The sequence below is a fragment of the Streptomyces sp. NPDC048481 genome, assembly GCF_043200075.1.
Lineage (GTDB): Bacteria > Actinomycetota > Actinomycetes > Streptomycetales > Streptomycetaceae > Streptomyces.
Map to the genome: position 1 here is coordinate 645,741 of NZ_JBICXC010000001.1, position 19,900 is coordinate 665,640.

14 protein-coding genes and 3 tRNA genes are annotated in these 19,900 nt (G+C 71.3%); 8 read left to right on the plus strand and 9 right to left on the minus strand.

Annotated elements, in window-relative coordinates:
* The first annotated feature begins 23 nt into the window (after positions 1 to 23).
* Both ACGFSH_RS02695 and dnaG read left to right on the plus strand, forming a co-directional pair.
* The gene (locus ACGFSH_RS02695) at positions 24 to 1,289 is read left to right on the plus strand and encodes an NAD(P)/FAD-dependent oxidoreductase (RefSeq protein WP_393344239.1); all 1,266 of its coding nucleotides are present in this window, start codon (positions 24 to 26) and stop codon (positions 1,287 to 1,289) included.
* Between the two features lie 154 nt (positions 1,290 to 1,443).
* Positions 1,444 to 3,345 (plus strand): DNA primase, encoded by a 1,902-nt coding sequence (gene dnaG / locus ACGFSH_RS02700; RefSeq protein WP_393344241.1) that lies wholly within the window; start codon positions 1,444 to 1,446, stop codon positions 3,343 to 3,345.
* On the opposite strand, the gene ACGFSH_RS02705 is transcribed toward dnaG, so the two are convergent.
* The gene (locus tag ACGFSH_RS02705; RefSeq protein WP_393344243.1) at positions 3,316 to 4,332 is read right to left on the minus strand and encodes a nucleotidyl transferase AbiEii/AbiGii toxin family protein; all 1,017 of its coding nucleotides are present in this window, start codon (positions 4,330 to 4,332) and stop codon (positions 3,316 to 3,318) included. The two genes, dnaG and ACGFSH_RS02705, sit on opposite strands and share 30 nt — an antisense overlap.
* The gene (locus ACGFSH_RS02710) at positions 4,329 to 4,994 is read right to left on the minus strand and encodes a hypothetical protein (protein WP_393344245.1); all 666 of its coding nucleotides are present in this window, start codon (positions 4,992 to 4,994) and stop codon (positions 4,329 to 4,331) included. The genes ACGFSH_RS02705 and ACGFSH_RS02710 overlap by 4 nt, the downstream gene beginning before the upstream one ends.
* A gap of 101 nt (positions 4,995 to 5,095) precedes the next feature.
* Here ACGFSH_RS02710 and ACGFSH_RS02715 point away from each other — a divergent pair, with 101 nt between their 5' ends.
* Positions 5,096 to 6,394: a sigma-70 family RNA polymerase sigma factor gene (locus tag ACGFSH_RS02715; RefSeq protein WP_393344247.1), complete on the plus strand. Its 1,299-nt coding sequence runs from the start codon at positions 5,096 to 5,098 to the stop codon at positions 6,392 to 6,394.
* 76 nt (positions 6,395 to 6,470) lie between these two features.
* On the opposite strand, the gene ACGFSH_RS02720 is transcribed toward ACGFSH_RS02715, so the two are convergent.
* From ACGFSH_RS02720 to ACGFSH_RS02735, 4 genes are all read right to left on the minus strand, one after another.
* A complete protein-coding gene (locus tag ACGFSH_RS02720; protein ID WP_393344249.1) occupies positions 6,471 to 8,396 on the minus strand; it encodes an ABC transporter ATP-binding protein in 1,926 nt (641 codons plus the stop codon).
* A complete protein-coding gene (locus ACGFSH_RS02725) occupies positions 8,396 to 10,129 on the minus strand; it encodes an ABC transporter ATP-binding protein (protein ID WP_393344251.1) in 1,734 nt (577 codons plus the stop codon). Before ACGFSH_RS02725 ends, ACGFSH_RS02720 begins: the two co-directional genes overlap by 1 nt.
* 230 nt (positions 10,130 to 10,359) lie before the next feature.
* Positions 10,360 to 11,814: an FGGY-family carbohydrate kinase gene (locus ACGFSH_RS02730; RefSeq protein ID WP_393344253.1), complete on the minus strand. Its 1,455-nt coding sequence runs from the start codon at positions 11,812 to 11,814 to the stop codon at positions 10,360 to 10,362.
* Between the two features lie 317 nt (positions 11,815 to 12,131).
* Positions 12,132 to 12,437: a YtxH domain-containing protein gene (locus ACGFSH_RS02735; protein ID WP_393344255.1), complete on the minus strand. Its 306-nt coding sequence runs from the start codon at positions 12,435 to 12,437 to the stop codon at positions 12,132 to 12,134.
* A gap of 152 nt (positions 12,438 to 12,589) precedes the next feature.
* On the opposite strand from ACGFSH_RS02735, the gene ACGFSH_RS02740 reads away from it, so the two are divergent.
* The 3 genes from ACGFSH_RS02740 (at position 12,590) to ACGFSH_RS02750 (ending at position 12,993) form a co-directional block, all read left to right on the plus strand.
* Positions 12,590 to 12,662, plus strand: a tRNA-Asn gene (locus ACGFSH_RS02740).
* 5 nt (positions 12,663 to 12,667) lie between these two features.
* A tRNA-Asn gene (locus ACGFSH_RS02745) sits at positions 12,668 to 12,740 on the plus strand.
* A 179-nt stretch (positions 12,741 to 12,919) separates the two neighbouring features.
* Positions 12,920 to 12,993, plus strand: a tRNA-Ile gene (locus tag ACGFSH_RS02750).
* 156 nt (positions 12,994 to 13,149) lie between these two features.
* Here ACGFSH_RS02750 and ACGFSH_RS02755 read toward each other — a convergent pair.
* Together ACGFSH_RS02755 and ACGFSH_RS02760 are read right to left on the minus strand one after the other, a co-directional pair.
* Positions 13,150 to 13,542 (minus strand): hypothetical protein, encoded by a 393-nt coding sequence (locus ACGFSH_RS02755; protein WP_393344257.1) that lies wholly within the window; start codon positions 13,540 to 13,542, stop codon positions 13,150 to 13,152.
* 33 nt (positions 13,543 to 13,575) lie between these two features.
* Positions 13,576 to 14,811: a TIR domain-containing protein gene (locus ACGFSH_RS02760; protein WP_393344259.1), complete on the minus strand. Its 1,236-nt coding sequence runs from the start codon at positions 14,809 to 14,811 to the stop codon at positions 13,576 to 13,578.
* Between the two features lie 114 nt (positions 14,812 to 14,925).
* Between ACGFSH_RS02760 and ACGFSH_RS02765 the strand changes: the two genes are divergently transcribed.
* Positions 14,926 to 15,732: a class I SAM-dependent methyltransferase gene (locus ACGFSH_RS02765; protein WP_393344261.1), complete on the plus strand. Its 807-nt coding sequence runs from the start codon at positions 14,926 to 14,928 to the stop codon at positions 15,730 to 15,732.
* Positions 15,733 to 15,757: 25 nt separating this feature from the next.
* Positions 15,758 to 18,766: an FxSxx-COOH system tetratricopeptide repeat protein gene (gene fxsT, locus ACGFSH_RS02770; protein ID WP_393344263.1), complete on the plus strand. Its 3,009-nt coding sequence runs from the start codon at positions 15,758 to 15,760 to the stop codon at positions 18,764 to 18,766.
* Positions 18,767 to 18,833: 67 nt separating this feature from the next.
* On the opposite strand, the gene ACGFSH_RS02775 is transcribed toward fxsT, so the two are convergent.
* Entirely contained in the window at positions 18,834 to 19,880 is a 1,047-nt protein-coding gene (locus ACGFSH_RS02775; protein ID WP_393344265.1) for a hypothetical protein, read from the minus strand.
* Positions 19,881 to 19,900 lie beyond the last annotated feature (20 nt).

A 19,900-nucleotide genomic window follows, 5' to 3' on the forward strand; every position in this document is an offset into this window, starting at 1 on the left:
GATCCCCGGGTAGGAGGCATCACGTGGTCGACGCGGATCAGACATTCGTCATCGTCGGAGGAGGCCTGACCGGCGCCAAGGCGGCCGAGACGCTGCGGGCGGAGGGCTTCACCGGCCGCGTGATACTGATCTGCGACGAACGCGAGCACCCCTACGAGCGGCCACCGCTGTCCAAGGGGTACCTGCTCGGCAAGGACGCGCGCGAGAGCGTCTTCGTGCACGAGCCCGCCTGGTACGCGCGAAACGACGTCGAGCTGCACCTGGGGCAGACCGTCGACGCGATCGACCGCGCCGCCAGAACGGTCCGCTTCGGGGACGACGGCACGCTCGCCCACTACGACAAGCTGCTCCTGGCCACCGGCGCCGAACCGCGCCGGCTGGACGTCCCCGGCACCGACCTCGCGGGCGTGCACCATCTGCGCCGGCTCGCGCACGCCGAGCGCCTCAAGGGCGTCCTGGCCGCCCTCGGCCGCGACAACGGGCACCTGGTGATCGCCGGCGGCGGCTGGATCGGCCTGGAGGTCGCGGCCGCGGCCCGCGAGTACGGAGCCGAGGTCACCGTCGTCGAACCGGAGCCCACCCCGCTGCACGGCGTGCTCGGCCCGGAGCTGGGCGCGCTCTTCGCCGACCTGCACCGCGAGCACGGCGTCCGCTTCCACTTCGGCGCCCGCCTCACGGAGATCGTCGGCCAGGACGGCATGGTCCTCGCCGCCCGCACCGACGACGGCGAGGAGCACCCCGCCCACGACGTCCTCGCGGCGATCGGCGCGGCCCCGCGCACCGCGCTCGCGGAGGCGGCCGGACTGGAGATCGCCGACCGCGCCCACGGCGGCGGCGTGGCCGTCGACGCCTCGCTGCGCACCTCCGACCCGCACGTGTACGCGGCCGGCGACGTCGCGTCGTTCCCGCACGCTCTCTTCGACACCCGGCTGCGGGTGGAGCACTGGGCCAACGCCCTCAACGGCGGACCGGCGGCCGCCCGCGCGATGCTGGGCAGGACCGTCTCCTACGACCGCGTGCCCTACTTCTTCTCCGACCAGTACGACCTGGGCATGGAGTACAGCGGATGGGCCCCGCCGGGCACGTACGACGAGGTCGTCATCCGCGGCGACGCGGGAAAGCGCGAGTTCATCGCGTTCTGGGTCAAGGAGGGACGCGTCCTCGCCGGAATGAACGTGAACGTGTGGGACGTCACAGCGCCGATCCAGAAACTGATCGCCTCGGGGACGGCCGTGGACACCGAGGCCCTGGCCGACCCCCACGTGCCGCTGGAAACCCTCGGAGGCTAGGACCGGGGCGGGGGGCGGGCGCCCGGGGCGGGCGCGGGACCCCGCTCCCGTGCCGGCCCCCGCCCCCGTGCCGTGCCCGCCCCGGCCCCCGCTCCCGCCCGCGCCCCGGTCGCCGTTCGCCGGGGATGTCGGCGCACCCCCGTAGAATCACCACGTGGCAGGACGGATCAACGACGAGGACGTGAAGGCTGTTCGGGACGCGGTCCCGATCGACGCCGTGGTGTCCGAGTACCTCCAGCTGCGCAACGCGGGCGGCGGCAACCTCAAGGGCCTGTGCCCCTTCCACGACGAGAAGTCGCCGTCCTTCCAGGTGAGCCCCGCCAAGGGCCTCTTCCACTGCTTCGGCTGCCAGGAGGGCGGCGACACCATCACGTTCGTGATGAAGGTCGACCACCTCACCTTCTCCGAGGCCGTCGAGCGCCTCGCCGCCCAGGCCGGCATCACCCTGCGCTACGAGGAGGGCGGCTACAACCCCTCCCACCAGCGCGGCGAACGCATCCGCCTGGTCGAGGCCCACAAGGTCGCCGCCGACTGGTACGCCGAACAGCTCGCGCTGAGTCCCGAGGCCGAGACCGGCCGGGTCTTCCTCGCCGAGCGCGGTTTCGACCAGGCGGCCGCCGTCCACTTCGGCGTCGGCTACAGCCCCCAGGGCTGGGACCACCTCACCCGCTTCCTGCGCGGCAAGGGCTTCTCCGACAAGGAGATCCTGCTGTCGGGGCTCGCCCAGGAAGGCCGCCGGGGGCCGATCGACCGCTTCCGGGGCCGTCTGATGTGGCCCATCCGCGACATCGGCGGCGAGGTCGTCGGCTTCGGAGCGCGCAAGCTGTACGAGGCCGACAACGGGCCGAAGTACCTCAACACGCCCGACACCGCGATCTACAAGAAGTCCCAGGTCCTCTACGGCATCGACCTGGCGAAGAAGGACATCGCCAAGTCGTCCCGCGCGGTCGTCGTCGAGGGCTACACCGACGTCATGGCCTGCCACCTCGCGGGCGTCACCACCGCCATCGCGACCTGCGGCACGGCCTTCGGCGGCGACCACATCAAGATCCTGCGCCGGCTGCTGATGGACAACGGCAGCGCCCGCGTGATCTTCACCTTCGACGGCGACGCCGCCGGCCAGAAAGCGGCCCTGCGCGCCTTCGAGGACGACCAGAAGTTCGCCGCCGAGACGTACATCGCCATCGCGCCGGACAACATGGACCCCTGCGACCTGCGCCTCGCCAAGGGCGACGAGGCCGTCGCCGACCTCGTCGAACCCCGCACCCCCCTCTTCGAGTTCGCGCTCCGCCAGATCGTCGTGCGCTACGACCTCGACACCCCGGCGGGCCGCGCCGCGGCCCTCGACGAGGCCGCCCCGATCGTCGCCCGCATCAAGAACAGCGGGGCCCAGCACGAGGTCGCCGTCCAGCTCGCCGGGATGCTCGGCATCCTGGACACCCAGTTCGTCGTCAAGCGCGTGGCCCAGCTGGCCCGTTGGGCGCGCGACCGCGGCGGCAAGGGCCCCGCGCCGGCCGGCCGCGGCCCCCAGCCCTACGACGCCGCCCCCCGGTCCGCCGCCGGCGGGCCCGCCCTCAACCTGCGCAACGCCGTCTACGCCACCGAGCGCGAGCTGCTCAAACTGGCCCTGCAACGCCCCGAACTGGTCTCCCCGGCGTTCGACGCGTACGGCGTCGACGAGTTCACCGCCGCCCCCTACGCCGCTGTGCGCCAGGCCATCATGGACGCGGGCGGCGCCGAGTGGGGCGTCCAGGACGGCCCGGAGTACCTCGTCCGGGTCCGGGAGGCCGCCCCCGACGACGCGGTACGGGCGATGGTCACCGAACTCGCCGTCGAGGCGATCATGCGCAAGACGGTGGACGAGATGTACGCCGGCGCCCAGCTGGTCACGGTCCGCCGCCGCGCCGTCGAGCGCCGCATCCGCGACGTCCAGTCCCAGCTGACCCGGCTGGGCGCGGGCGACGACCCCGCGCAGGTGGCCGCCGTGCAGAACGAGCTGTGGGTGCTTCAGCAGTACGACCAGACGCTACGGGAGCACGGCGCCGCCGCCCTGTGAGGGCCCTTCGAACGTCGGCGTCACGGCCCGCACCAGCCGCCGCGCGAACTCCCGCTCGTCGTCGGCGAACCGCGGGTACTCGGTGACGAAGTGGTTCCACTCGACGTACCCGACCGCCTCCACGACGTCCTCCAGCAGGATCTCCTCCCGGCGCCGGTCCGGCCACTCGCCGCCGAGGCGGAACACCTCGTGCAGCACGTCCCGGCGAAGCGGGTGCCGTTCGGCCAGTAGCACGGCGTCGTACAGGTCCTTGCCCTGCGCGTAGGTGTCGTTGACGATCCACATCAGCTTCCAGGCCAGCGACAGCTCCGGCGTCGCCGCCCACACGACCACGCCGGGCGCCGGCTCGGCCGGTTCCGGCTCCACGGGCAGCCGCTCGTCGAAGACGAAGTCGAGCTGGACATGGCCGCCGGGCAGCCCCGGCGCGCTCCACGGCAGGATCATGCGCCGCCCGGGCACCCGCTCGTAGGTCCAGATGTCCTCGACCACCGCGCCGTCCGCCGAGATGGTGACGCCCTCCCCGTGCGCGTCGGCCGTCTCCCGCGCCGCCCGCGCGATCTCCGCCAGCATCCGGCCGGTGCGCTCGTGGGTGATCTTCCAGGTGTGGGGAACGACGACGAAGTCCAGGTCCCCGGGCTCGCGGGCGGCCCCGCCGAACCAGGCGGACATCAGCACACTGCCGCGCAGCACCAGCGACTCCACCCACGGCGACGAGGCGATCGCGGCGAGCACGAGATCCAGCGCCCGGCGACGGGCCGCCCGCCAGGCCTCGCCGCGGGCCGGATCGGCGAAGCTCGGGTCGGTCGCGCGGTAGGCGTTGGAGTGGTGCTTCATCGCCGGGTCGAAGACCGGGCGCTGCCGCACGTCGTCCCCCGCCACCCACTGCAACGTCCTCGGCAGGTCCGCCCGCGCGCGGCTGGCCTCGTCCAGCGGAACACGCGGGATGTCGTCCGAACGCCACCCGAAACCGCGCCAGGTCCCGCTCATCGGCCCGCTCCGGAAGCCGCCACCGTCTCCTCGATCCAGCCGTCGTCCACCGACACATCACTGTCGTGGAGAACGAACTCCCTTTCCACGCACAGCACTTCGCAACCCGTCAGCTCGGTCAGCAGCCGCTCCAGAGCGCGCTCCGCGCCCTCGGCGTCCACCCCGCGGCACCGCTGCGTCACGAACCGCTCGTGACATCCCCGGCCCGTCACCCGCCGCGCGTTCCACGACAGATGGGCGCCGTGCGGCGTCACCCGCGCGGCCAGCGCGGGCAGGTCCGCGTCGGCGGCTAGCCGCAGCTTCACATGGTGCTCGAAGTACCGCCCGTCCGCGCACGGCAGCGACGGCACCTCCGGAGCCCACGGCGCCGACTCCGTCTTCACGCGCACGGGGTCGAAGCCGTCCTCGATCAGCCGTGCCACCACGTCCCGCGCCCCGGCCGACGCCTCGGCGAACGTCCGGCCACCGGACAGGGTGAGCATGGGCTGTTCGCGCATCCGGCCCCGCGCCAGCACGATGTGGGTCAGCCCGAGACCGGCCGCCGCCGCCCAACGGTTCAGCCGTCGCGGCTCGTCGGGGCCGGTGCAGCGCACCGTCACATGCGTTTCGTACAGGGAAGCGGACACCGGCGCATCGTCGCAGAACACGACGGGCGCGGGCATCCGGGTTTCCGGGCGCGACGACGCGACGGTCACCGGACGAACGCAAAAAGTCACCGCACGCCCCTCGTGGCGAGGTTGTGTCGTACCCCACACTGGTCCCGGTGCCTGAGTCCTCGGAGCGGCCCCCCGGAGTAGCGCCGCCGCTCACCTCAGCAGCGATCATCCTGGAGGTCGCCCCCGTGCAGACCCAGACCCTGACCCAGACCGACCGCACCGCCGACAGCCCGAGCGACACCGCGGAACCGGACGCCGACGCCGACGCCCTGGCCGCGGTCCCGCCGCAGCAACGCGCCGCGCACCACCCCGAGACCGGTCCCGGACCCGTGGCCGGGACGGACCCCGACGCGCAACCGGAACCCGGCGCAGAGGCCGAGCCCGGCGCCGAGCCCGGCGCCGGGCCCGCGGACCCGCCCGCCGAAGCCCTCGAAGAGGGACCGGAACCGGAACCCGTGGAGACCCCGCCGCGCACCCGCACCACCGACAGCGCCGGCCCCTCCTCCGACCTGTTCCGCCAGTACCTGCGCGAGATAGGCCGGATCCCGCTGCTCACCGCGGCCGAGGAGGTCGACCTCGCCCGACGGGTGGAGGCGGGCCTGTTCGCCGAGGAGAGGCTCACCGGCGCGTCCGACCTCGACAGCGAACTGGCCCTGGACCTCGACCGGCTCGTCGTCATGGGCCGGATGGCCAAACGCCGCCTCATCGAGGCGAACCTCCGCCTCGTCGTCTCCGTCGCCAAGCGCTACGTCGGCCGCGGGCTCACCATGCTCGACCTCGTGCAGGAGGGCAACCTCGGCCTCATCCGCGCCGTCGAGAAGTTCGACTACGCCCGCGGCTACAAGTTCTCCACCTACGCCACCTGGTGGATCCGGCAGGCCATGTCCCGCGCGCTGGCCGACCAGGCCCGCACCATCCGCGTCCCGGTGCACGTCGTCGAGCTGATCAACCGGGTCGTCCGCGTCCAGCGCCGCATGCTCCAGGAACGCGGTTACGAGCCCACCGCCGAAGAGGTCGCCGGCCAGCTGGACCTCCCGCCCGAGCGCGTCGGCGAAGTGCTGCGCCTGGCCCAGGAGCCGGTCTCCCTGCACGCCCCGGTGGGCGAGGAGGACGACGTCGCCCTCGGCGACCTCATCGAGGACGGCGACGCGGCCAGCCCCGTCGAGTCGGCCGCCTTCCTGCTGCTGCGCGAGCACCTCGACGCCGTGCTCTCCACGCTCGGCGAACGCGAGCGCAAGGTCGTCCAGCTCCGCTACGGACTGGCCGACGGCCGGCCACGCACCCTGGAGGAGATCGGCCGCATCTTCGGCGTGACCCGCGAGCGGATCCGCCAGATCGAGTCGAAGACGCTGAACAAGCTGAGGGACCACGCCTTCGCGGACCAGCTCCGCGGCTACCTGGACTGAACCGGGCGACCCGCGGAGCCGCTCGCCGTCCCCCGACCCGAGCGGCCCCGCCCCGACCCCGGCCTCCCGGCGCCCCCTAGTCCACCTCGGCCACCGCCTGGGCGAACTGCGCCTGGTACAGCCGCGCGTAGGCGCCGCCGGCCGCGAGCAGCTCGGTGTGCGCGCCCTGCTCGACGATCGAGCCGTTCTCCATCACCAGGATCGTGTCGGCGTCCCGGATGGTCGACAGCCGGTGCGCGATGACGAACGACGTACGCCCGTGCGCCAGCTTGGCCATGGCCTTCTGGATCAGCACCTCGGTACGGGTGTCGACGGAGCTGGTGGCCTCGTCGAGCACGAGGATCACGGGATCGGACAGGAACGCCCGCGCGATGGTGATCAGCTGCTTCTCACCGGCGCTGACCCCGCTGCCCTCGTCGTCGATCACGGTGTCGTAGCCGTCGGGCAGGGTGCGCACGAACCGGTCCGCGTGCGCGGCCCGCGCCGCCTCCTCGATCTCGCCCCGGGTGACGTCCCGCGACGCGCCGTAGGCGATGTTCTCCGCGATGGTGCCGCCGAACAGCCACGTGTCCTGGAGCACCATGCCGATCCCGGCGCGCAGTTCGTCGCGGGACATCCGCGCGATGTCCACGCCGTCGAGCGTGATGCGCCCGCCCGACACGTCGTAGAACCGCATGAGCAGGTTCACCAGCGTCGTCTTGCCGGCGCCCGTCGGCCCGACGATGGCGACCGTGTGGCCGGGCTCCACCGTCAGCGACAGGTCCTCGATCAGCGGCTTCTGCGGGTCGTAGCGGAAGGACACGCCCTCCAGCGCCACCCGCCCGCGCAGCTCCGCGGGCCGCTCCGCCGCCGGGTCGGCCTCCTGCTCGTCGGCGTCGAGGAGCTCGAAGACCCGCTCGGCCGAGGCGACGCCCGACTGCACCAGGTTCGCCATCGACGCGAGCTGCGTCAGCGGCATGGAGAACTGGCGCGAGTACTGGATGAACGCCTGCACGTCACCGATGGACAGGGAACCCGACGCGACGCGCAGCCCGCCGACCACCGCGACCAGCACGTAGTTGATGTTCGACACGAACATCATCAGCGGCTGCATGACCCCGCTGTTGAACTGCGCCTTGAACCCGGCCTCGTACAGCGCGTCGTTCTGCTCGGCGAACTGCGCCGCCGACTCGTCCTGGCGGCCGAACACCTTCACCAGCGTGTGGCCGGTGTACATCTCCTCGATGTGGGCGTTGAGCTTGCCGGTGGTGCGCCACTGCTGCACGAAGTGCGGCTGCGACCGCTTGCCCACGCGCGTGGCGACCAGCGCCGACAGCGGCACCGTCACCAGCGCGACGAGCGCCAGGACCCACGACACCCAGAACATCATCGCCAGCACGCCGATGACGGTCAGCAGCGAGTTGATCAGCTGGCCCATCGACTGCTGGAGCGTCTGCCCGATGTTGTCGATGTCGTTCGTCGCGCGGGAGAGGACCTCGCCGCGCTGGCGCTTGTCGAAGTACGACAGCGGCAGCCGCGACAGCTTCGTCTGCACGTCCTCGCGCATCCGGAACATCGTCCGGTTGACGGCCTTGTTGACCAGGCGCGTCGCCACCGCCATCAGCAGGCCGGCGATCAGGAAGACCCCGAGCGCGAACAGCAGGACCCGGCCGACCGCGTCGAAGTCGATGCCCTGGCCGGGAGTGAAGTCGGTGCCCCCGAGCATGTCGGCGACACCGCCGTCGCCGCGCTCGCGCATCGAGTCGAGGACCTGCTCCTTGCTCGCGCCGGCCGGCATCTGCCGTCCGACGATGCCCGCGAACACCAGGTCGGTGGCCCGGCCGAGGATCTTCGGCCCGACCACGTTGAGACCGACGCTCAGGACGACGCAGGCCAGCATCGCGTAGAGGGTCAGCCGCTCCGGCTTGAACCGGGCGAGCAGCCGCCTGCCGGACACCTTGAAGTCCAGCGTGCGGCTCTCGGGACCGCCGCCGGCCATCATGCGCCCCATGGGCCCGGCCATCAGGCTGCCTCCGCTTCCGTGAGCTGGGAGAGCACGATCTCCCGGTAGGTCTCGTTGTCCGCCATCAGCTCGTGGTGCGAGCCCACGCCGACGACCCGGCCCTCGTCGAGGACGACGATCCGGTCGGCGTCGCGGATGGTCGCCACCCGCTGGGCGACGATCACCACGGTCGCCTCGGCCGTCTCCCGGCCCAGCGCCGCCCGCAGCGCCGCGTCGGTGGCGTAGTCGAGGGCGGAGAAGGAGTCGTCGAACAGGTAGATCTCCGGCCGCTGCACGAGCGTGCGGGCGATCGCGAGCCGCTGCCGCTGGCCGCCGGAGACGTTCGTGCCGCCCTGCGCGATGGGGGAGTCGAGCCCGTTCTCCAGCTTGCTGACGAAGTCCTTGGCCTGCGCCACCTCCAGCGCGTGCCACAGCTCCTCGTCGGTGGCGTCCGGATTGCCGTAGCGCAGGTTGGTCGCCACCGTGCCCGCGAACAGGTACGGCTTCTGCGGTACGAGCCCGACGGTCCTCGCCAGCAGCGTGGGCTCGACGTCGGCCACCGGGACGCCGTCGACGAGGACCTCGCCCTCGGTGGCGTCGAACAGCCGCGGGACCATCCCCAGCAGTGTGGACTTGCCGCTGCCGGTCGAGCCGATCACGGCCGTCGTCTCACCGGGTCGGGCCACCAGGTCGATGCCCTTGAGGACGGGCTCCTCGGCCCCCGGGTAGCGGAACCCGGCCCCCCGGATCTCCAGGTGCCCGTGCCGGCGCAGCTCGGTGACCGGCGCGAGCGGCGGCACCACCGACGACGAGGTGTCCAGCACCTCCTGGACGCGCTCCGCGCACACCTCCGCGCGCGGCACCATCATGAACATGAAGGTGGCCATCATCACGGACATGACGATCTGCATCAGGTAGGCCAGGAACGCGGTCAGGTCGCCGATCTGCATCCCGCCGCTGTCGATGCGGTGCGCACCGAACCAGACGACCGCGATCGACGACAGGTTCACCGTCGTCATGACCACCGGGAACATCAGGGCCAGCAGATTGCCGGTCCTCAGCGACATGTCGGTGAGGTCGGCGTTGGCCTTGCGGAACCGCTGCTGCTCGTACTCGTCCCGGACGAAGGCGCGGATCACCCGGTTGCCGGTGATCTGCTCGCGCAGCACCCGGTTCACGGTGTCCAGCCGCGTCTGCATGGACCGGAACAGCGGGCGCAGCCGCCGCACGATCAGCGTCACGCAGATGCCCAGGGTCGGCACCACGGCGACCAGCACCCCGGACAGCGGCACGTCGAGGCCGAGCGCCAGCACGATCCCGCCCACGCACATGATGGGCGCCGACACCATCAGCGTGAACGTCATCAGGGCCAGCATCTGGATCTGCTGGACGTCGTTGGTGGTCCGGGTGATCAGCGAGGGCGCGCCGAACTGGCCGACCTCGCGGGCGGAGAAGGACTGCACCCTGTCGAACACCGCCCCCCGGATGTCGCGGCCGATCGCGGAGGCCGTCCTCGCGCCGTAGTAGACGGCGCCGATGTTGCACACGACCTGCGCGAGCGAGACGGCGATCATCACGCCGCCGAAGGACACGATGTAGCCGGTGTCCCCCTTGACGACGCCGTCGTCGATGATGTCCGCGTTCAGCGTGGGCAGGTACAGGGTGGCGCAGGTCTGCAGCAGTTGCAGGAGCACCAGCAGGCTGATGGGTTTTCGGTAGGGCCTGAGGTAGGTCCTCAGCAGTCGTATGAGCACGCTATGTCTCTCGGAGTCGGCGGGGAGAGGCATTGGTTGCCCCTGGCCCCTATCGTCGGACACTCCCCCCGCGTTACCTCAACCGATTTAGCCGACAGCAGTGCGTTCCCGGCCTTTCGGCCGCGCACGGCGACACCCGGACGCGCCCGGTGACCCCGACGCGCCCCGTGCACTCCGGTGCGCCCCGCCCTTCCCGGTGAGGGCATGAGAGAAGGAACGGGCAGGAACCCCTACGCGCGGAACGCCCCCGGATGCGTCTGCTCCCGCACCGAGACGAACTGCTGCCGCACCGCCTGCCCCACGGCCAGTTCCTCGCCCGGGTCCAGCACCTGCGCCGCCGCGCCCTGCCAGGCCGGCGGGGTCCGCGGGTCGAGCGTGCCCTGCGAGGCGCCGAGCGCCCAAGCGGCCTGCCGGGCCGCCCCGATCGCCGCGTAGTCCGCGGGCTGCGGAACGACCACCTGGGCCCCGAACAGCGCGGGCGCCGCCGCCTGCACCGCGGGCAGCTCGGCCGCGGCCCCGAGCAGGAAGATCCGCCGGACGTCCACACCCCGGCCGCGCAGCACGTCCAGCGCGTCCGCGAGCCCGCACAGCATCCCCTCGAACGCGGCCCGCGCGAAGTGCTCCGGCTTCATCGACTCGCGCCGCAGCCCGGCCAGCGTCCCGGCGGTGTGCGGCAGGTTCGGGGTCCGCTCGCCCTCCAGGTAGGGCAGCATGACGAGGCCGTGCGAGCCGGGCGTCGACTTCATCGCCAGATCCGACAGCGCCTCCAGATCGGGCGCCCCCACCAGCTCCGCGGCCCCGCGCAGGGTCCGCACCGCGTTCAGCGTGGTGACGACGGGCAGATGCATCCCCGTCGCGTCGGCCAGGGAGGTGATCATCCCGCTCTGGTCGACCAGCGCCTCGGGGTGCACGGCCATGACGGAGCCGGACGCGCCGAGGGACACCACGGCGTCGCCCCGCCCGATGCCCAGCCCCAGGGCCGCGGCCATCGTCTCGCCCGTCCCGGCGGAGATCAGCAGCCCTTCGGGCGTGGTGCCGGCCGCGTCGGAGGGACCGATCACCTCCGGCAGCATCGCCTGGTGACCGAGCGCCAGCTCCACCAGCTCGGGCCGGTAACCGCCGGTGGCGGCCGACCAGTAACCGGTCCCGGAGGCCCCGCCGCGGTCGGTGGTCCGTCTCACGGGCCGTCCGAGCAACTGCCACACCAGCCAGTCGTGGGCCTGGAGCAGCACCGCGGTCCGCGCGGCGGCCTCGGGCTCGTTCTTCGCCAGCCAGCGCAGCTTGGTCACCGGCTGGGCGGCCTGCGGCACGCATCCCACGGCCTGCGCCCACGCCTCGCGCCCGCCGAGAGCGTCCACCAGGTCCGCCGCCGCGACCTGGGCCCGTTTGTCCCCGCCGACCATCGCGGGCCGCACGGTGTTGCCCTGCGAGTCCAGGGGGACGACGGCGTTCTGCTGCGAGGACACGCCGATGGCCTGCACCCCCTCCAGCAGACCGCCGCCCGCGGCCTCGCCCAGGGACAGCAGCCAGGCCTGCGGATCGACGTCGGAAGGCCGCCCGCCGCCCTCGGCGCCCTCCACCGGATGCGGCGCGTATCCCTGCCGGAGCACGGCTCCGGTGTCCGCGTCGCAGACGACGATACGAGTGAAATCGGGCGAACTGTCCAACCCGGCGACTATCCCCATGCCGAAAATTCTGCCGCACTCTTCGCCCGGGTCCGCCCGTCGGGCGGCGCGGGACGCCGGGCGCGGGGCCGGCGCGCCCCTGTCGTGCCAGGTGACACGGCTCGCCGCGCCCTCGGAGACTGCTGAGGGCGCGGCGTTCGCGCGGCGACGAGGAGGGCGGACGGACGAGCGGGGCGGGCGGTCACGTGGCGACCTGGGGCGGACGCCGAGGGCCGGGCCATGGACACATGGGCCACACATGACACCGGCCCGGCCGCGGGATCCGCCGCCGGGCGCTGCTGCCGGGTGTCGCCGTCGCGGACGTCGCCGCCAGGGCCTCAGGTGTTGCTGCTGCCCCAGTCGTCGGCCCCGCCGTTGTGGGCGCTGCGGTCCTTCAGCGAGCGCACCCGGCTGGACACCGACTCGGGCATGCGGTCGCCGACCTTGTCGCTGACCGCGTGGTAGGCCTTGCCCGCGTACTGCCTGCCCTGCTGGGCGGCGGTCTCGGCGGTGTTGCGCACGGCGGGGTTCTGGGCGACCTGCCGGGCGGACTTCTTCAGCTTCTCGTAGCGCTCGCGCCCGGCCCGCGTGCCCAGCACGTAACCCACAGCCAGCCCGACGACGAACGTGAGCTTGTAGCGCATGACTGCCACCCTTCCCTCGTGTAGGTCCCTGGCACGGCGCCGGAGGGAACCGATTGGCGGAGCACCCCCCTGCTTGCGCTAATGTATGTGTCGCAGCGAGCGCGCGCCCCCTGGCGAATACCCAGGTAGCCGCGATCGATGCAACGAGGCATTCCCCTGTAGCTCAATTGGCAGAGCAGCCGGCTGTTAACCGGCAGGTTACTGGTTCGAGTCCAGTCGGGGGAGCTCGGTCCCCTGTAGCTCAATTGGCAGAGCAGCCGGCTGTTAACCGGCAGGTTACTGGTTCGAGTCCAGTCGGGGGAGCATCGTGAACGAGGACCCCATGAGGGTCCTTTTTCATGTGGTGTCACGCCGGTGGAACCGCGCAGGCCAGAGGCGCTGTCCTCGCGGCCGCGGCAAGGCGGGCCAGCCGGAGCGTGAGATCGTATGAGCGGCTATGCTGCGGCAGACGGCGCGCACACATGTACGCGACACGCCGCTATGGGGCGGTAGCTCAGCCGGTTAGAGCAGCGGACTCATAATCCGTCGGCCGTGGGTTCGAGTCCCACCCGCCCCACCTTTGCAGGTCTTTGACCTGCGGAAACGTTCTTCTGTGGGTGCCGGGCCATCCACTGCGCCTGACGCGAGAAGCCTCTGTCGAGGCCGAGGTCCCGCCGTCGGGCACGTCCCGGTTCGTGCCGTCCGGCCGGCTGGACGGGCTGTTGGAGTCTGCTCACTCGGACACGGGATCGGACGGCGGGTCCGGCCGGGTCGCCAGTGCGGCGGTCAGGGCGGAGATGACGGCGGCGTCGGTGTCGGTCGGAATTTCGACCGCGATGTCCCCGTGCCGGAGCACCACGGGTGCGGGCGCGGGCGGCGGTTGGTCCCTGAACCAACGGCGGACGCTGGCGATGAAGGGCGGCAGCGCCAGAACGCTCGCCACGACGACGCTGATGATCTCCATCGTGTCGCCCAGGTCGTCGAGCGGCTCCGCCGAGTCGGCCCGGCTCCGCAGCCTCACCTGGACGCCCGGCCTGAGGGACTCGTCGTGTGTCAGCCAGCGGTACAACCGGCGGGTCGCCGGCGGACTCTTGGTGCTGGTTTCGATCGCAGTGTTCTCGGTCAACGCACGGTCTCCTGTTCCTGCGGGGGTGGAGGGTCAGCGCCGATCGCCCGCCCAGCGGTTGGCGACGACGGGGATCCTGCTCCCCGAGTTCCGCACCTGGCGGCGCGGTGTCGGCCACCCCGCCGTCTCGCAGGCGGACCGGGCGCCTTCGAAGACGGCCTCGGCGTCCAGCATCGGAGGACCGCCAGGGAGGCCGTTCGCCAGGATCTCCAGCAGCGTCCCCGTGAAGGCGGTGTGCCGCCGGCCTCTCGCCTCGCGGGAAGGTTCCGTCGCCCCCGACGAGGCCATCACGAAACTGCCTTCGACGCTGGGCACGGGCAAGGCGTCGTCCAGGAGGTCCAGGGCCGCGCCGCTGTAGCAGGTGTCGAGCACGACCAGCCGCCGTACAGCGGGGCTGAGCGTGATCTGCTCACGGACGCGGTCGAAATGAAGGTAGGTGTAGGGGGTGTGCGGCAGTGAATCCGCACCGGAGAGCAGCAGGCGTCCGCTCTCGGGGTCCTGGGCGCCGTGACCGCTGTAATAGAAGAGCAGGGTGCCACCGCTCCGGGCCGTGATCTGCCCGGCCCACTCCAGTGCCCGCAGCACGAGGCGGGGGTCCCGTGGGTTGCGGAGCAGACGGCAGTGATGTTCGGGCAGGCCGAATGCCGCCGACCGCAGCAGCGCACCGAGGTCGCGGACGTTGTCGGCGATCGCCGGCACGGGGCGGAGGTGATCGTAGGCGTCCACGCCGACGAGCACGGCGCACGCGTCCCGCCACTGAGGTCCGGCCGCTGGTCGAACCACCTGAGGGGCCGCCGGGGACGCTGCGGAGATCGGGGTCGATGCTCTCCGCACTCCCGGGAAAGGTGGTTCCGGGAGGGGGCGCCGCGTCCCGTCGACGGCGCGCAGCAGTTCCGCCCCGGCCTCACGCTGATCCAGTCCGCAAAGGGAGGGAGCGACCAGAGGGCGGAGCAGCGTGGGGGGAGTGGAGTCGTCGATGCGAAGGGGAATCAGGGGCCGGTCCGCCGCCAGCAGCGCGGACCAGTCGCGGCTGTTGCCGTCCGACTCGTCGAAGTAGGCCCGGGAGAACAGCGCCACGACCATTCCCTGATCCAGCGCTTTGTTGAGCCGCAGTACGGCATTGTCGCCCGCGGCCCAGTCCCGGGACCGGAATTCCACCCGAAAGCCGTGTGCCTCCAGTTGCCAGGCCGTCCACTCCGCCCAGCCCCGGTCTGGTTCGGCGAAGCTGATGAAGAATCTTGATCGCTCCCGGTCCGCTCCAGATGTCAAGGCATCACTCCTTCGAAGCAATCCGGGACAGTCGTCCACCCGGGCAAGTATCGTCAGGCCGTGCAGTGAGCGGAACAGCCGTTCCGGTCCTTGTCGACTCAAGGGTGTCTCACCATGGTCCACTTGGTTCCCGCCGGCAGGCAACCCTCAGGCGCGGATTACAAGTTCGGGGACAGTGACATTGCCGCTCAACGGCTTTCCACGGTCGCCGAGGTCTTTGCCGAGAGCAGCAGGTCGTTCCTCTCCCGCTGCGTTCCCGTACCGGTGAGGCTCGCGGTGGACCTGGGCTGCGGGCCGGGGCATTCGACGAGACTGATCGCCGAGGAAGTGCGCGCGGAATGTGTCGTGGGGCTGGACCGGTCCGTGACGTTCCTCGCCCGCGCCGAGGCGGGTGACGGCCTCCCGGTGGCGTTCCGCAGACACGACGTCACGACCACGCCCTTCCCGGTGGCGGGGCCGGATCTCCTCTACGCGCGGCTGTTGCTCTCCCATCTGCGCGACACCGCGTCGGTGGTGGGGCGCTGGGTGGGGGCGCTCGCCCCGAACGGAAGACTGCTTCTGGACGAGGTCGACAGTGTCGAGAGCGACCATCCCGTCGCCATGGACTACCAGCGGGTGGTCGAGGCGATGCTTCGGGAGAACGGCCAACGGCTGGACGTCGGCCGCGTGCTCAGTACGATGCCGGACCCGCCCGGCACCGTACTGCGCGAGGACCATGTGGCCGAAGTCCGCCCTACGTCCCGTCAGGTGGGCCGTATGTTCGCGCTGAATCTCCGAGTGTGGAGAGATGATCCCTTTCTGGTCGAGGAGTTCGGAACCGAATGGCTGGAGAGACTCCAGCAGCGTTTGGACCTGGCCGCGTCGGGAAGGATGGATCTACCTGTCATCTGGACCATGAGGCAGATGGTTCTGGTGGTCTGAAAAGGCGCTTGCGGGGGCTTCCGCCATGGACTCGGACTGTCGAGCAGATTTCTTCATCAGTTACCACGCCGCCAACAGGCAATGGGCCGAATGGATCGGCTCGAAACTTGAAAGCAGCTCGTACTCTGTCATCGTCCAGGACTGGGATTTCAAGCCGGGCGAGGATTTGATCGAGCGCAAGAACCAGGCGCTCGAGACCTGCCGGCGTATCCTGGCCGTCGTCGGTCACGCGTACCTCACCGCTCCCATATCCAGGCAGGAATGGACCGCGGCCTTCCTGCAGAACGAGGAGGATCGCGGTCGCCTCCTGTGCCTGCGCGTCGAGGACTGCGATCTTCCCGCCCTGCTGCGGCCGCTGGGCATGGTCGACCTCGTCGGACTCGATGAGGTCATGGCACTGGCGGCTTTGCGGCGAGGGGTGGCCACCGGACGTTCGCGGCCCGCTTCCGTGACGTATCCAGGCGCCCGGGACACCTCGGCCGGGCTGCTCCGATTCCCGGCCGAACTCCCCCGGATCTTCGAAGTCCCGCCGCGCAACCATCACTTCACCGGCCGGCTGGGATCCTTGGCCAGACTGCAGAAGCAGCTGACCGACTCGGTGACCGTGGTCCAGGCGGCGCTGTACGGCCTGGGCGGCATCGGCAAGTCACAGATCGCCACGGAGTACTCGTATCGCAACGCCGCCTCGTACGACCTTGTCTGGTGGCTGCCGGCCGAGAAGCCGGCCATCATGCAGTCCGGCTACGCGCGGCTCGCCGAGGAGCTCGGAATCGGCATGACCACCAGTCAGCCGGGCCTGCGGGATGCCCTGTTCAGGGAGCTGAAGAGGCGCGGTCGCTGGTTGCTCGTCTACGACAACGCCGAGCAACCCGACGACGTCTACCCCTTGCCGAGTGGCGGCCATGTCCTGATCACGTCCCGCAACCCCAACTGGGAAGCCGTGGCGGCCACGATCGCGCTGGACGTCCTGTCCGGGCCGGAGGCGGAGGCCTTCCTGACCAAGAGGATCCGCAGCGCAGCCGTCGAAGGAACTCAGGAGATCAGGGATCTCGCGAGGCGACTCGGTCGCCTGCCGCTGGCGCTGGAGCAGGCGGCGGCCTACGTCGACGCGGCGGACATCACCGTAGGGGACTACCTCGCACTCCTCGGCGAGAGCGCCGCGGACGCCCTTGCCGCAAAGCCTCCCCTGGGCTACTCACGCAGCGTGGCCGATACCTGGATGCTGTCCCTGGAACAGATCAAGAAGCTGTCACCGGACGGGTACCGGCTGCTCACCTTCTGCGCTTTCCTCGGGCCGGACATGATCCCGCGCAGGCTGCTGGCCACCAGTCACCTGGCGCTGCCGCCGCATCTGGGTGCTGTCGTGGGATCGAAGGCGCGCTATCAGGCAGCGGTGATGCATCTGCGGCGCTACTCCCTGATCACCACGTCGAGCGAGGAGATCTCGCTGCACCGCCTGGTCCAGTGGGTGGTGCGGCAGCGTGCAGCGGGGTTCGGCTGGTCGCCCGCCCACGTGGTGGAGGACGCCGTCGCCTGGCTGCTCCAGGTCTTCCCGGTGGAAAGCGGTGAGCTGGAGAACGCCGCGTTGTGTGAAGCCCTGCTTCCCCACGTCCTGGCGGTCCGCGACCGCGCCGCCGAATACGACGCCCCGCGCGGGGACCTCGCGGTCCTGCTGGAGAGGGCCGCCGTCTTCCTGCACGCCCAGGCCAGGCTGGCGGCATCACGCGACCTGTTCGAGACGGCCTGGGAGATCGGGCGGAGGCTGCCGCAAGCGGACCCCTTCCGGATCCGCCTCCAGATGGGTCACGGGCGGCTGCTCCAGGAACTCGGCCAGGTGGCTGGAGCGCGCGCGGCCTACGAGGAGATCGAGGCATCGGCGCGCAGCGGGCCGGCAGCGGCGGCGCCGTTGCTGGCGATGGTGCTGATCGACATGGGCCGGCTGCTGCAGGAGGAAGGCCTTCTGGGGCCGGCGAGAGAGCGGATCCAGGAGGCCCTGGACCTGATGGCCCGATTCGAGGCCCCGGTCGGCGACCGGGCCAGAGCCGAGGGCATCCTCGGGCGGATCCAGCAGGACTTGGGCAACATCCACGAGGCCCGCAGCGCATACGAGGATGCGCTGGCGCTCAGCATCGGGGAGTTCGGCCTCCGGGACAGCCGAGTCGCCCTGCGTCGCAACAACCTGGCCGGAGCCCTGCACCTGGCCGGACGGGTGACGGAGGCGCGAGAGCAGTTGTCCATCGCGCTGACCACGCTCGAAGACGTCTACGGACGCGATCACGACCGAACGGTCGCCGTGCGGCTCAACCTCGGGACCGCGCTGCACGCTCTGGGCGAGTATCCACGGGCCAGGCAGCAGTACGAGCACGCCCGAGCCATCTGTGAAGGACTGGCACTCCCCGATGACCTGCGCATCGCCATGATCAGCACTGGTCTGGGCTCCCTCTGCCACGACGACGGCGACCTGTCCGGCGCCCGGATGCGACATGACGAGGCTCTGAGTGCGGGCCGCGGCCTGCACGAAGCGAGCCATCCCCGAATGGTGGTGATCGCCGCGAACGCCGCGGCGACGCTGGAGCGCACCGACGAGTTGGACAGAGCGGGCGGCCTCGCGGAAACGGCGTTGGCAGCGGCGGTCAAGCTGTACGGGAAGTGCCACCCGCGGGTAGCCGCCGTGCGGAGCACATGGGCACTGCTGCTCGGCCGCGGCGGCGACTTCCCTTCGGCGCGGGCACAGGCCGCACAGGCGCTGGCGGACTCCGAACGCGTCTACGGCAGCGGCCACAACCGCATCGCCGTGATCGAGAACAACCTCGGCTGGCTGGCCTGGCTGGAATCGTCCGGCGCCGCCGCTTCCGTGATGGCCGCCCACTTCGGACGGGCGGTCGCGGCTGCCGAGGCCTCCTACGGCCCGGCCCATCCCCGGGCGGCGGTGATCCGGGCCAATCTCAGGTCGTCCATGACCGGCACGACGGACCCGGTGCCGCTCTTCGTCCCGCTGCAGATCCATCAGCAGGCGACCACGATCGACCGTTGAGGCGTCAGGTGTCAGGCGTCAGGCGTCGGGGATCCGGCGTGAGGCATTTCGCGCCCGGAGGGGGCTCTCACTGGATCAGTTCGATGTGCGGGTGGTCCGGGGAGGCCGGGCAGGTGTGGAGCTGGAGACGGTAGCCGCCGGCGATCACCAGCATGGTGAAGTTGGCCGGGGGCTGGCCGGGCAGGGTGGGTGTCGGGTTCGCCCGCTCCTCCTCGGGGATCCAGCTCTCGGTGCCGCCGTCCCATTCGGTGCTGGCGATCGTCAGCAGCGGGACGGCCTCGGCGCCGCACTCGGAGCAGATGCGGGGGACCGGGTCGGTGAGGCCCCAGCTGGTCCAGCCGCCGGCCTTCCAGCCGGGGGAGACGGAGAGCTGGTCCAGGTACAGCTCGTCCGGGGCGACCTCGTAGGAGGCGTCCAGTTCCGGGCCGGCCGCCTGCCACTTGCTCCAGTCGTTCAGTTCCTCCCGCAGCTCCTTGTCCAGCTCCATGGGGTTGGGATACTCGGTGACCTGCTCCGGCGCGAGCAGGCACGGCTCCGGGAGGTAGTCGCCGAACCGCATGGCGGGTGGCTCGGGCGGTGCGCCGAGGACGTCGGTCACGGACGCGGCGGTCCGCCAGAACAGGGCCGTGCTCGGGTGCTCCGGGTGGTCGAAGGGACACCACAGGACCTGGAGCAGATCGGCTCCGGACCCGCCCGGAGGGCGCAGGAGCGGGACATCGCGCACGTACAACTGGGCGACCGGCAGCATGGCGACCGGGCCCTCGGGCCACGGTCGGCCGGCCGACAGGCGCTTCTCGGCCTCCAGTTCCTCGGGCGTGGCCCAGGGCTCCTGGGGGCCGCGCCGCCGCCGGCTCTCCGCCGCCGCACGGTTGCGGCGCAACTGCCGCTCGTCCTCCGGCGCCAGGGGCGGGGTCACTCCGTCCCAGGCGTGCGGTCCCGCGCAGTGCGGCCAGGGTTCGCCGGCGGGCCAGAGCAGTGGCCCGCCGACGGAGCTGTCGTGCGGCGTGGGCGACCCGGGCCGCGGATGCAACCGGGTCGCCGTGCGTGCCAGCGGGGCCAGTCGAGGGAAGAGCGCGGTGACGTCGAACGGCCGCGGCGGGGTCGTGAAACTCATACTGGCTCCCGAAGGCACTA

Bases quoted from the DNA above. Each gene is read 5' to 3' on its own strand.
- ACGFSH_RS02705 (WP_393344243.1), bottom strand. From the start codon at position 4,332: ATGAGCGGGACCTGGCGCGGTTTCGGGTGGCGTTCGGACGACATCCCG.
- ACGFSH_RS02710 (WP_393344245.1), bottom strand. From the start codon at position 4,994: ATGCCCGCGCCCGTCGTGTTCTGCGACGATGCGCCGGTGTCCGCTTCC.
- ACGFSH_RS02720 (WP_393344249.1), bottom strand. From the start codon at position 8,396: ATGGCCGGGCCCATGGGGCGCATGATGGCCGGCGGCGGTCCCGAGAGC.
- ACGFSH_RS02730 (WP_393344253.1), bottom strand. From the start codon at position 11,814: ATGGGGATAGTCGCCGGGTTGGACAGTTCGCCCGATTTCACTCGTATC.
- ACGFSH_RS02735 (WP_393344255.1), bottom strand. From the start codon at position 12,437: ATGCGCTACAAGCTCACGTTCGTCGTCGGGCTGGCTGTGGGTTACGTG.
- ACGFSH_RS02765 (WP_393344261.1), top strand. From the start codon at position 14,926: ATGGTCCACTTGGTTCCCGCCGGCAGGCAACCCTCAGGCGCGGATTAC.
- fxsT (WP_393344263.1), top strand. From the start codon at position 15,758: ATGGACTCGGACTGTCGAGCAGATTTCTTCATCAGTTACCACGCCGCC.
- ACGFSH_RS02775 (WP_393344265.1), bottom strand. From the start codon at position 19,880: ATGAGTTTCACGACCCCGCCGCGGCCGTTCGACGTCACCGCGCTCTTC.